Raw genomic sequence first — 11901 nt, forward strand, 5'->3', positions numbered from 1 at the left:
GATGCCTATATAAATTATCGAAACGAGTGCGTACGCTGGGGTAGAGAACAGAAATCTCTGCTTGGGTTGTAAGTTATGACCCCCGCCGAAAAAGAAGCCTATGCCAACTGTGACAGCACCGAAGTGCACCTGGTCACCCTGGAACTGAACCATCCGGCGTTCACGCAGCCGCTGCGGATCGTCAAGGATAATACCGACCTGGTCGCCCCGCTGGAGGATGGCACCACGGCCACCTTCATCGCCATGAGTTTCGACATGGTGCGCCCGCCGGTGAACGAGGAACCGGACCCCTCTATCACCATTCGGGTCGACAATGTCTCCGGCACCGTCACCCCGTATTTTGAACTGGCCAGCCGGAGCGGGCAGGAGATCACGCTGGTGTTCCGTCCCTATGTGTGGGACGACACGACCGGTGTCGCCACCCTGCTGGGTGATCCGCTGAAGCTGGCGGTCAGGAATGCCTCGGCGGACATGCGCAACATCAGCGTGACCGCCGCGCACATCAACCCCGCCAACCTCGCGTTCCCCCGCGAGAAATATACGCCTGATCGATTCCCGGGGCTGGCCTGATGGACTGGCTCTATGATTACCTCGGTCGTCCGTGGATCAATGGTGAACAGGACTGCTGGTGGCTGGTGCGCGAAGTCTACCGCAACCGGCTGGACATCGAGCTGCCGGCGCTGGGCGTGAATGCCGACAGCATACGGGAAGTCCGGCAGGTGTTCCGTGACCATCCGGTGCTGTCGCTCTGGCAGGCGGTCGACAAACCGACTCACCTTGATCTGGTGTTCTTCAGTTCAGGCCGGATCCATCCCACCCATGTGGCCCTGTTCCTCGACATCGACGGGGGGCGATACCTTCACACTTACAAGCACAAAGGCTGTGTCTGCGAGACGTTGCCCAGTGCGGAACAGCACGGCTGGAAACACCCGCAGTATTACCGGCATGTCGACAGGCTCACCTGCGCCGCATAAACTTCCGCTGATATGTCGAAAGAACGGGAACAGATCATGCGAATGCTGACCGGGATCATGCTGGCGGTTGTGCTGGTGGCTGGGTGTGCGCCATCATCACACCAGGCGCTGACCCGAGACTATGCCGACAGGCAGCAATACACCGTAAACGAAAACTACCAGAGTGTTTATCGGCGCATTCAGGCCAATGCCCGGCGATGTTATGAAACCGGTCTTATCACTGCGCAGATGCAGGTCAGGAGCGACCTGTACACCGATATCAGGGAAGGGGTGATCAGCGTGGTGCTCTCCGGAGGGCTGGGTATTGATACCTACCTTGGCATTGAGGTCAAGGCGATCGATGACGACCATACACGGGTGACGGTGTATAACGCATTGTCATCCTGGAACAAAGCCCAGCCGGTTATCCGGCGCTGGGTGGAAAACACAGGTAATGACTGCTGACCTGCACAATTCATTGACTAACCCGGCATTGTCCGGGTTTTTTATTGCCTGAAGGAAACAATGAGCAAAAATCCGCCGCCGATCCTGAAGCAGACGCCTTCTGTTCACTGGCTGAACAACCCATTTAATATCATGGATGTTGACCGGTTCGAGGTCGACCGCCCACAGACTATCCGGCAGTGGCTGGACGATAACGGTGGTGATACACGGCTTAACCGACGCCCTACGGTTTGTCTGTACCGTGGCAAGGAGCTGATGCGTTCCGATTACGCCCACACAATGATCGATGCGCCTGTGTGCTTTGTAACACTGCCACAGGGCGGTGACGGCGGCAGCAATCCGCTGGCTATTGTTGCCACCATTGCACTGATGGTGGTTGCCCCCTATGCCGCACCGGCACTGGCCGGAACCATGGGTATTACGGGAGCCGTCGGTGTCGGCATTGTACAGGCCGGTATCATGATCGCTGGCGGTATGCTCATCAACAGCATGATGCCCACACCGGACATGCCGAACAGCTCCATCGGGTCCAGCGGTTCCCCCACATACGATATCGCCGCACAGGGCAACCAGGCGCGATTGAACCAGCCGATTCCGGTCAATTACGGTCGCCTGCGCATCTATCCCGACTTTGCCGCCCAGCCTTACACCGAATACCACAGCAATGAACAGTACCTGTACCAGCTGTTCTGCATCGGGCAGGGCATCAATGAACTGTCTGACATCCGCTTTGAAGACACCCCGGTCGCCAATTATCCGGAGGTGACCTACCAGATCGTGAAACCCCACGAGAAGGTGACGCTGTTCCCGAGTGCCGTGGTGACAGCGGCGGAAGCGGGCGGGCAGGGCATGAATGAACCGGTCACCCACGGCCCGTACATCATCAACGACATCGGCACGGAGATCAGCCGGATCGGGGTGGACATCGTATTCCCGGGCGGGTTGATCGGCATGACGGACGAGGGCGACGAATACAGCGTCAGTGTCCATATCCGTGTGACGGCGGAATCGGTCAATGATGCCGGTGAGCAGATCGGCCAGACCATCGTGATTCACGACGGCGCGATCACCGACCGCACCCGCACCCCGAAGCGTGTCACCGTGTCCGCCGATGTGGAACCGGCAAGGTACCGGGTCACGGTGCAGCGCACCACCGGGCAGGGCTCCAGCTACCAGGTGATGAACGCCCAGCTGGGGGCTATCCGTGGCTACATGGTCAGCGAGAACGAATACGGGGATGTCACCCTGTTGGCAATGAGGGTTCGCGCCAGTGAAAGCCTCAGTAACAGCGCCAGCCGGTTGATCAACTGCGTGGCGGAACGGCTGGTGCCGAAATATGTCGACGGCACCGGATGGACAGACCCGCAGGTCACCCGCAACCCTGTCTGGGCGTTCTGCGATGCCGTCAGGGCACGGTACGGCGGCGACTTTGCCGACAGTGTGTTTGAATACGGCGAATTGCTCACCCTGGCGAACACCTACGAAAGCCGTGGGGACGAGTTCAACGGCCGGTTTGATACGGATTCCAACCTCTGGGAAGCCCTGACCAAGATCACCCAGACCGGACGCGCCATGCCCGTGCGCCACGGCAACCGGATCCGCATGATCCGCGACCAGCGCCAGACGGTACCCAGCGCCATGTTCAGCATGGCCAATGTGTCGAACCTGTCCATGGATTTCATCATGCACAACGACCGCACGGCGGACAGCGTGAAGGTGATCTACTGGGACCAGGACAAGGACTACAAACAGCAAAGCGTTCTCTGCACCCTGCCGGACGATACCGGCAACAATCCGGAGGAGGTCACCCTGTTCGGTGTCACCAGCCGTGACCAGGCATGGCGAGAGGGCGTGTACCTTGCCGCCAGTAACCGCCTTCGCCGTCAGCTGGTGACGTTTGATACCGAGATGGAGGGCTATATCCCGGGCTATGGCGACGTGATCTACCTGAACCACGACCTGCTGGGCGCGGGGGCGCAGTTCTCCGGTCGTATCGTGCGGGTGGACGGGCAGATCCTGACACTGAGCCGAGATGTCGACCTGACCGCCGGAAAGGTCTGGTACATGGGGTTGCGGAACGAATACGGCGAGCCTGTAGGCCCGTTGCGGGTGGAACAGGGCAGCGTACCGCACCGCATCAACCTGCTGGACCAGTTGCCTGCCGGCATGACCATCGTGACCGACTACGACCGGGAACGCACCCACTTCATGATCGGCGAGGGATCAAAGTGGGCAAGGCCGGTGAAGGTGACCGGTATCCGTCCCGCCAATGACGACACCATCACCATCACCGGCGTCATCGAGGCCGATGCGGTGCATGATGCCGATCAGGGACAGGTACCGCCACCCCTGCCGGACATTCCCCTGCCATCCGGCCCCGGCAAGGTAACCGGCCTGCTGGCGGCGCAAGGGGGAACGAAGGAGAAACCGGTCATCTTCCTGAGCTGGAACACGGTGGCCAATGCCGACCGGTACCACGTCGAACTCAGTGATGACGGCCGGCAGACCTGGCAACCGAAACCGGTGGCCTATGTGCCGGAAACCAGCATCGAGAGCCAGCCGGGGCCGGTGACGATCCGTGTCGCGGCGGTGGCGGCAACCCGTGGTGAATGGGCGTACCTTGACCTGGTGGCCGGCGGTGATTTCGCCACCCCAGGCAATGTATCACCTGTGCTGTCCGAACCGTTCACCGGTGATGCGCTCAAGGTGCAGTGGGATGCCGTGGCCGGTGCCGCCCGATATTTGCTGGAGGTGCATTCCGGCGGACAGCTGCGCCGGAGCCTATACCTGCTGCATACCATCACCCGCTACGAGTATTCCTATCTGGACGCCATTCAGGACGCCGCCGGCCGCTCGCTGACGGTGAAGGTGAAGGCGGTCAACGCCAACAACGAGCAGTCGCCGGAGTGGGGCGTGGTGAGTGCGACGAACCCTGCACCGGCTATTCCCGACAATGTGGTGATCAGCCCCGTTGTCGACGGCTTTATGATCACCTGTGCCGATCCGATGCTGACAGACCTGAAGGAACTGCGGGTATGGGGTAGCCAGGACAATGAATTCACACCGACCGGTGACACCGTGCTGGCGACATCGCAGGGGACGTCAGTCACCTTGTCTGCTGAAGGGAAATGGTTTTTCAGGCTGGCGTGGGTGGATATCTGGGGGTTATCCAATACCAGTATATCGGGACAATATGAAGCGGATAGCGCCATGGTGGGTGCCGACAAAATCAGCGTGAATGAATTGTCAGCCATATCCGCTAATCTCGGTACCGCTACCGCCGGAACTTTCAAAACTAATGCCGCAGTTGGAAAACGGGTCGAAATTTCCAGTGAAGGAAAATATCCGATATGGGTAGGGCAGGGAGAAAAAACGGAAGAGAACGCCAGACTCTATTACGATCAGGACGCTGATTCACTGGTAGTAAAAGGGGTCATTAATGCAACCAGTGGTCATCTTGAGAATGTAAAGGTTTCGGGAGAAGTGGAAGCGACTTCCATTAAAGCGGGAACAGTAGATGTCATTGATACCCTGATGATTCAAAAGGATTCGGTTGTTATTCCGCTGGCGATCAGTCGTAATGATTTGGTGACATTCTCCGCTAATTCATGGGCTGATTTATTGCGGGTAACTGGGGAAGATCTCGGTGAACGAATTTTTATTACAGCGGGTTGTGTTTTTGCCGGACGTCGTGTCAATGGGCCAATGAATGCGCATATCCGAATTCTGCATAATGGAAATGTGATTCGGGAAACCGTGCCATTAATCGGGCCTGGAATGGATACAGCATTCGGAAATTATTACACGCAGATACATGATCAGATATCAACGTCGTTGACGGTGTTCGGTGATTTTTCAGGAATGAATCAATTTGAACTTCAGTTCAGAGCAAATGGTACGGACGCCTTTGCGTATGGTGGAAACCGCGTTGCTTCAGGCGTTTATGAAGCCCATATTAATATCATGTCAGTGAAGCGTTAAAGCACATTTAAAGGGGCGAATATATCGCCCCAGCCACCAGCCACCAGCCACCAGCCACCAGCCACCAGCCACCAGCCACCAGCCACCAGCCACCAGCCACCAGCCACCAGCCACCAGNCCACCAGATTATCCGCTATTTTGTCTGTTCGCCCAGAGATTTAATGATGGACGAATATGAATATTTACAGTCTTCTCTCAAGTTTCTGGAAGACACCCACCATAATCTGACAAAGGTGATTGAATCTATGGAATTGTCTGATTGTTCCGGCTGCCACACATCGGCAATGGCGTTGAAATACCAGCGGGACCGAGTCGAGGAAGAAATAAAGCGCCTGCAGGATCGTCTGCAAGCGCTTGAGCAATAGGGTGCCGGGCGCTTCAAAAAGCCACTAGGCAGCCCCCTTATGCTTTCCCATAAAGGTCTTGTATTGCACAAGGACACCCGGCGTCACGCCGCGTCGTCCTGAGAAGATGGCGCCCCCCTAGTCAGCTTTTGAAGACTGGTCAGGAGACGGGCGCCAGTGTCGCACCAAGGGCACGACTTTGCAATATACAATACCGAACCGCCACGGGCACTGGCGAGCCGCTGCCGGTACCGTTGTTTGCCGGTTATTTGATCGTTATTTGATGGCGGTCGGAAGCCCGTAAGTGTCCCCAGATCCTGCGCTAAGTGTCCCCAGATTCCCGCCTAAGTGTCCCCACTTTGACTATGGGAAACCGCTATGTCGACGACATCAATGTCGTCGACATGCCACAGATACTGACAGGCCTGTACAGCAGAACAGACAGGATACGGCTGTGCTGGTGGTTGTGCTATGGCTGGTGGATATGGGTGGAAATGATGTTCAGAGGGGCAGAATGGGCAATTCCTAGCCTTTTGCTAAGTGTCCCCACAAGTGTCCCCAAATCGTGATTTTAAAACCATGTGGTTTGGGTGGTTTTTCTAAGTGCTTGATTTTATTGGCGTCCCTAACAGGACTCGAACCTGTATCGGCCGCTTAGGAGGCGGCTGTTCTATCCGGTTGAACTATAGGGACATTGCTTGAACTAACGTCTATACAGTTAAGCACATATAGCTGTTGTCGCTCATCCAGATGCGTCGCTATCATAGACGATTATATGGCTTTTCATCAATAGCTGGTCTTGTTGGTGTCTGTGGATTGTCGCCCGGATGGAACTCCCCTGAATCATGAAGTTGTCGATCATTATCCCGGTCTTGAATGAAGCATCTGTCTTACGTCAAAAATTGACGGGTCTGCAATGTTTCAGAGCCTCTGGGCATGAGCTGATTCTGGTGGATGGTGGAAGTGATGATGAAACCATTTCTATGGCAGAAGGTCTAGCCGATCTGGTGATTACATCGCCAAAAGGGCGAAGTTTACAGATGAATGCCGGTGCGGCGATGGCAACGGGTGATGTGTTGCTGTTTCTGCATGCCGATACCACGTTGCCGGTGGGGGCGGATGCGCTGATCGCGGATTGCCTGGGCGTAGGTGACGGGTGGGGCCGATTTGATGTCAGATTGACTGGGCGGCATGGCTTGTTTCGAATCATTGAGCGGATGATAAGCTGGCGGTCCAGGTTCACAGGGGTTGCCTCGGGTGACCAGGGAATGTTTGTTTCTGCAGCCCTGTTTAACCGGCTGGGTGGCTATGCGCCTATCCCGTTGATGGAAGACCTTGAACTTTCCCGTCGACTGATTAAGATTCAGCGGCCTCATTGCCTGAAAGCCTGTGTGGTCACGGATAGTCGGCGTTGGGAAAAGCACGGCATAGTGACAACTGTCCTGCTGATGTGGCGACTCCGTCTGCAGTATTATGCCGGTGTTGCACCGGAAAGGTTGGCCAGGTCGTATCGTACCCATGACAAAGACGCGGCCTGATCACTGAATACTAGGGATAGTTATGTTCACCCATCCTGATGCTCGTATCCTGTTGTTTGCCAAACCACCGTTACCGGGACGGGTTAAGACGCGCTTGATTCCCGCTGTGGGTGAGGATGGTGCCTGTTCAGCCCATAGCTCACTATTGTGCCGGGTTGGGCAGCAGTTGGTGCAATGGCAGCTGGCTCCTTTACAGCTTTGGGCCGGCATTGATGGGTCCTTTCCCGCACTTTTCGACAGTTGGTCGTATCAATTGCAGTCAGAAGGAAATCTCGGAGAACGGATGGCTCATGCGGCCAAGATGACTCTGGCCGGTGAGGTACAAAAGGTGCTCTTTCTAGGCAGTGATTGCCCGGTTCTAACGCGGGATTACCTTAAGTGGGCAATGGCTGCATTGGAGACTTCGGATGTGGTGCTGGGGCCGGCGGAAGATGGCGGCTATGTGTTACTGGGTATGCGACGGTTTATACCGGCCGTATTCGAACGCATAGACTGGGGGACTGGTCAGGTGCTAGCGCAAACCCGTGACCGCTTGCGGGAAATGAAGGCCAGCTGGCAGGAGTTGGATACATTATGGGATGTTGATCGCCCCGAGGATCTGGCGCGTTATCGTGCATTGCCGGGGCTTAATGATGCGGTGTCGTGTTAAGTGCCCGTGGTGTGGATAGCGTTTGAGGTTGTTATCCCCAGTTTAATGGGGGCTTAACGGCGGTTGCTGCTGTCAAATCCTTGACTAGCAGTGCTTTCTTTCGATGTATGGGATAACGCCAATGTCCATTGCCTGCACGAAAGGTATAATTAAGTTATTCATCTAACGATAGTCGTAATCATTTTGGGAGAAATCATGCGTCTTGCCTGTCTTCGGTGGACATCCGCCGTGATGCTGGTGTTGGCTACTCAGGTGGCCAGTGCCTATGAGCCGGTGTCCTACGATGACCCGCTGGAACCGATGAACCGGAAAATATTCCATTTTAATGAAAAAATGGATCAATGGATTCTTGATCCGGCCGCCAGAGGGTATGACAAGGTTACCCCCGAACCGATTCAGGGGCTGGTGACATCCTTTTTCCAGAACCTGGGGGAAGTCCGTAACCTCGTGAACGCGGTACTTCAGCTCCGGATTGGGGATGCAGCCGCTACCAGTGGCCGTTTTGTGATTAACTCGACCATCGGTATGCTGGGTATGCTGGATGTTGCCACGGAGCTGGGCATTGAGCGCCGTTACCAGGATTTTGGCTTGACCCTGGCCCGCTGGCATGTGCCCTCCGGCCCCTATGTGGTTTTGCCGTTCTACGGGCCGAGGACTGCCCGCTCCACGGTCGGCTTTGTACCTGATCTTGAGCTGAATCCCACCAACACTCTGGAATGGTGGAGTCCGGAATTCATGGCGATTCATACGCTGGATATTCTCGATACCCGCAACCGGCTTCGGGGCGCTGAGGGCTTGATTGTTGGCGACAAGTACATCTTTATTCGGGATGCCTATCTGCAGAGTCGTCAGTTCATGATCACCGGTGAAGTGCCGGAAGACGACTTTTAATAAGGATCGTCAGCATAAAAATGGCCGGGTGACCGGCCTTTTTTATGGGTTTTGCGCTAGAGTATAATGCTGCTTGCAGGTACGGGCCTGAGCAGGTAATTTCATAGAATCCCTTAGCGATACTTCCTACAACCGGACGGTTACAGCCAATGGGTCAGCGTTCAGTAATATCGGGGCAACGTCAGTTGCCAGCGAAAACCGGGTATCTGTTTCGTTTGAACAAGGAAAAAGCATGACTGCAGGAAGCAGCCGACTCCTGGTGATTGATGATGACGCCATCGTGCGGGACAGCATTGTTGCCTATCTCGAAGACAGCGGCTTCGAAATCCTGCAGGCGGACAACGGCGAGTCCGGTCTGGCCGTTTTCACCGAGTGCAAGCCGGATCTGGTGTTGTGTGATCTCCGTATGCCGCGCATGGACGGACTGGCACTGCTGAGAAAGGTTCATGAAATCTCTCCTGAGACACCGTTTATTGTGGTGTCCGGTGCTGGTGTCATGGCAGATGTTGTTGAAGCACTGAGACTGGGGGCCAGTGACTACATCATCAAGCCGATTGTTGACCTGGAAGTCCTCGAATACGCGATCAAGCGCGCGCTCGACAGTGCTGATCTGGCGGCACAGAACCGCAAATACCGGGAAAGCCTGGAAGAGGCCATTCAGTCACTGAAAGAGAGCCTGGACGTGTTACGGGCTGATCAGAAAGCAGGTCGTCAGGTTCAGCTCAAAATGCTGCCGCCAAGGCCGTTTGTCTTCCAGGGCTATCAGCTGGACTACAAGATTTATCCTTCCCTCTACCTGAGTGGGGATTTTGTTGATTATTTCCCGGTTAATGACCATTGCTTTGGCTTCTATCTGGCGGATGTCTCCGGGCATGGGGCGTCATCAGCGTTTGTCACAGTATTGCTGAAAAACATGTTCCTGACCTTGTTGCAGGAGTACCGATCTAAATCCCGTATGGGGACAGTCAAGCCTTCCTATGTGCTGAAATACCTGAATCAGGGACTTCTGGCTACAGGGCTTGGCAAGCACGTCACGGTGTTTGGCGGTGTTGTCGATACGCGCGCGCATACACTGACGTATGCTTTTGGGGGGCATTATCCTTTTCCAATACTGGCGAGTCGTGAGAAAACGGTGCTGATTGAGCGAAATGGGCTGCCGGTCGGTCTCTTTGAAGACGCCAGTTTCGACGATGTGACCATTGACTTGCCCCGGGACTTCTCTTTAACTGTGTTCTCCGACGGTATTCTGGAAGTGCTTCCCCAAAAGACACTGAAGGAAAAAGAAGATTATCTGTTATCGGTGATTAGTGAGGGTGCTACGACGGCGGAGGCATTGATGAGACGGCTCAATCTGGATGACATCCATGAGACGCCGGATGATATTGCCCTGCTGGTACTGGCTAATACAACAGAATGAGTGCAGGAAAGATTCAGTTTGCAGAAAGTGCCGGCACCTATATCCTGAAGTTTGTGGGTGATGTGCGCATGACGCTCTGCACCACCCTCGATAAGGCGCTGGAGCATGTCTTGGCACAGGAAGGGTTCAAATCCATTCTGGTGGACCTGACAGAAACGGAAGGCATTGACAGCACCTCGCTTGGGCTGCTTGCCAAGCTATCCATCCAGGCCAGGAAGCGGTTTGGGATGATCCCCACGATTATTTCCTCGAATGAGGATATTAATCGTATCCTGTTGAGCATGGGTTTTGACAAGGTTTTTCTGATTGTTAAGGAAGGCCAGGAAGGAACCCAATTGCTACGGGATCTGCCCAGTGTTGAATGCAGTGAGCAGGCTGCCAGGGAGAAAGTGCTTGCTGCACACCGGGAGCTGATGAACTTGAACGACGAGAATCGGGTGGTGTTTCAGGATCTCGTGCGTTCACTGGAGAGTGAAGGCGGTTAACGCGTAGACCATCGCTCAAATCAAAAAGCCCGCTAACATGCGGGCTTTCTGTTGTCAGGGAAACCGTCAGGCGATCCCTTTCAGGGTTTCCTCAAGTGTGACCTGATCCTTGGCAAAGTTACGGATGCCTTCTGCCAGCTTTTCGGTCGCCATGGCATCTTGGTTCATTGCCCAGCGGAAATCAGCCTCTGATAAGGTGATTTTTTCCTCCTGACAGACCGGTTGACCAGCATCTAGTTTGATCGAGAGTGGTGCTTCGCTGTCGTTTAATGCTTCCAGCAGCGCCGGGCTGATGGTCAGTCGATCACAGCCGGCCAGTTCCCGAATCTCATCGACATTGCGGAAGCTCGCCCCCATGACCACGGTTTTGTAACCATGAGCCTTGTAATAATTGAAAATACGGGTCACCGACTGCACGCCCGGATCTTCATGGGGCAGATAGCTGTCACGTCCGCTCTGTTGTTTGTGCCAATCCAAAATTCTGCCAACAAAGGGAGAAATCAGAAACACGCCAGCCTCGGCACAGGCAACGGCCTGGGCAAAGCTGAACAGCAGGGTCAGGTTGGTCTGGATGCCTTCTTTTTCCAGGTGCTCGGCGGCACGAATGCCTTCCCAGGTCGATGCGATTTTGACCAGTACCCGCTCAGAAGGTACGCCGGCCAACTGGTAAAGCTCAATCAGGCGATGGGCGCGCTCAATGGTTGCGGCAGTATTGAACGACAGGCGGGCATCAACTTCCGTTGAAATACGACCGGGGATGATGCTGACAATTTCACTGCCAATCAGCACGGCGAGTTTGTCAGTGGTAAACGCCATTTTCTCTTCAGCGGTGCGACCGTGTTCCTGTCCCCAGCTAATCGCCTCTTTGACGAGAGATTGGTACTGAGGCATGGTGGCGGCCTTCAGCAGCAGGGTCGGGTTGGTGGTGGCATCCTGTGGATGGAACTTACGGATGGCTTCAATATCACCGGTGTCCGCCACCACGGTGGTCATGGCGCGTAATAGGTCGAGTTCTGTAGGCATGCTGATCAGCAGTTATCTTGTCAAAACGCGCAGTCTACCATTGCATTACGGGAGTCGGGTAACGGAATGTGCTTATCCTTAACTCCCGCTTAACGATCTGAAGAAGTAAGGCTAAATTGAATGAAGAGAGCGTCCCCTGTGCTCTTCAGGCAAAA

At 55.1% G+C, this 11901-nt stretch carries 11 protein-coding genes and 1 tRNA gene; 10 read left to right on the top strand and 2 right to left on the bottom strand.

The genetic code is table 11. From position 1 onward, the window contains the following. The first annotated feature begins 75 nt into the window (after positions 1-75). The 5 genes from ABD892_RS08235 to ABD892_RS08255 all read left to right on the top strand — a co-directional run bounded on the left by ABD892_RS08235 (position 76) and on the right by ABD892_RS08255 (position 5764). Entirely contained in the window at positions 76-570 is a 495-nt protein-coding gene (locus tag ABD892_RS08235) for a DUF1833 family protein (RefSeq protein WP_345195009.1), read from the top strand. Then, entirely contained in the window at positions 570-974 is a 405-nt protein-coding gene (locus ABD892_RS08240; RefSeq protein ID WP_345195011.1) for an NlpC/P60 family protein, read from the top strand. Before ABD892_RS08235 ends, ABD892_RS08240 begins: the two co-directional genes overlap by 1 nt. Before the next feature lie 36 nt (positions 975-1010). Further along, a complete protein-coding gene (locus ABD892_RS08245; RefSeq protein ID WP_345195012.1) occupies positions 1011-1418 on the top strand; it encodes a BPTD_2524 family lipoprotein in 408 nt (135 codons plus the stop codon). A 60-nt stretch (positions 1419-1478) separates the two neighbouring features. After that, entirely contained in the window at positions 1479-5399 is a 3921-nt protein-coding gene (locus tag ABD892_RS08250; protein WP_345195013.1) for a host specificity factor TipJ family phage tail protein, read from the top strand. 161 nt (positions 5400-5560) lie between these two features. Next, positions 5561-5764 (top strand): hypothetical protein, encoded by a 204-nt coding sequence (locus tag ABD892_RS08255; protein ID WP_345195014.1) that lies wholly within the window; start codon positions 5561-5563, stop codon positions 5762-5764. 596 nt (positions 5765-6360) lie between these two features. On the opposite strand, the gene ABD892_RS08260 is transcribed toward ABD892_RS08255, so the two are convergent. Then, positions 6361-6436, bottom strand: a tRNA-Arg gene (locus tag ABD892_RS08260). A gap of 152 nt (positions 6437-6588) precedes the next feature. Here ABD892_RS08260 and ABD892_RS08265 point away from each other — a divergent pair. The 5 genes from ABD892_RS08265 (at position 6589) to ABD892_RS08285 (ending at position 10723) form a co-directional block, all read left to right on the top strand. Beyond that, positions 6589-7281 carry a TIGR04283 family arsenosugar biosynthesis glycosyltransferase gene (locus tag ABD892_RS08265; protein WP_345195015.1) on the top strand — a complete coding sequence of 231 codons (693 nt, stop codon included), beginning with the start codon at positions 6589-6591 and terminating at the stop codon, positions 7279-7281. 22 nt (positions 7282-7303) lie between these two features. Continuing rightward, positions 7304-7930: a TIGR04282 family arsenosugar biosynthesis glycosyltransferase gene (locus ABD892_RS08270; protein ID WP_345195016.1), complete on the top strand. Its 627-nt coding sequence runs from the start codon at positions 7304-7306 to the stop codon at positions 7928-7930. Between the two features lie 195 nt (positions 7931-8125). Continuing rightward, positions 8126-8821 (top strand): MlaA family lipoprotein, encoded by a 696-nt coding sequence (locus ABD892_RS08275; RefSeq protein ID WP_345195018.1) that lies wholly within the window; start codon positions 8126-8128, stop codon positions 8819-8821. Positions 8822-9053: 232 nt separating this feature from the next. Beyond that, on the top strand, positions 9054-10238 hold the full coding sequence (locus tag ABD892_RS08280; protein WP_345195019.1) for a SpoIIE family protein phosphatase: 1185 nt from the start codon (positions 9054-9056) through the stop codon (positions 10236-10238). After that, a complete protein-coding gene (locus ABD892_RS08285) occupies positions 10235-10723 on the top strand; it encodes an STAS domain-containing protein (protein WP_345195020.1) in 489 nt (162 codons plus the stop codon). Before ABD892_RS08280 ends, ABD892_RS08285 begins: the two co-directional genes overlap by 4 nt. A 66-nt stretch (positions 10724-10789) precedes the next feature. Here the strand turns inward: ABD892_RS08285 and tal are convergent, their stop codons facing one another. Continuing rightward, positions 10790-11746, bottom strand: a complete 957-nt coding sequence (gene tal / locus ABD892_RS08290) for a transaldolase (protein WP_345195022.1) — start codon at positions 11744-11746, stop codon at positions 10790-10792. Between the last annotated feature and the right edge of the window lie 155 nt (positions 11747-11901).

The sequence above is a fragment of the Kistimonas scapharcae genome, assembly GCF_039540975.1.
GTDB lineage: Bacteria > Pseudomonadota > Gammaproteobacteria > Pseudomonadales > Endozoicomonadaceae > Kistimonas > Kistimonas scapharcae.

Excerpts from the sequence above, each read along its gene's own strand:
- ABD892_RS08235 (WP_345195009.1), top strand. The coding sequence starts at position 76 with ATGACCCCCGCCGAAAAAGAAGCCTATGCCAACTGTGACAGCACCGAA.
- ABD892_RS08240 (WP_345195011.1), top strand. The coding sequence starts at position 570 with ATGGACTGGCTCTATGATTACCTCGGTCGTCCGTGGATCAATGGTGAA.
- ABD892_RS08245 (WP_345195012.1), top strand. The coding sequence starts at position 1,011 with ATGCGAATGCTGACCGGGATCATGCTGGCGGTTGTGCTGGTGGCTGGG.
- ABD892_RS08250 (WP_345195013.1), top strand. The coding sequence starts at position 1,479 with ATGAGCAAAAATCCGCCGCCGATCCTGAAGCAGACGCCTTCTGTTCAC.
- ABD892_RS08255 (WP_345195014.1), top strand. The coding sequence starts at position 5,561 with ATGATGGACGAATATGAATATTTACAGTCTTCTCTCAAGTTTCTGGAA.
- ABD892_RS08265 (WP_345195015.1), top strand. The coding sequence starts at position 6,589 with ATGAAGTTGTCGATCATTATCCCGGTCTTGAATGAAGCATCTGTCTTA.
- ABD892_RS08270 (WP_345195016.1), top strand. The coding sequence starts at position 7,304 with ATGTTCACCCATCCTGATGCTCGTATCCTGTTGTTTGCCAAACCACCG.
- ABD892_RS08275 (WP_345195018.1), top strand. The coding sequence starts at position 8,126 with ATGCGTCTTGCCTGTCTTCGGTGGACATCCGCCGTGATGCTGGTGTTG.
- ABD892_RS08280 (WP_345195019.1), top strand. The coding sequence starts at position 9,054 with ATGACTGCAGGAAGCAGCCGACTCCTGGTGATTGATGATGACGCCATC.
- ABD892_RS08285 (WP_345195020.1), top strand. The coding sequence starts at position 10,235 with ATGAGTGCAGGAAAGATTCAGTTTGCAGAAAGTGCCGGCACCTATATC.
- tal (WP_345195022.1), bottom strand. The coding sequence starts at position 11,746 with ATGCCTACAGAACTCGACCTATTACGCGCCATGACCACCGTGGTGGCG.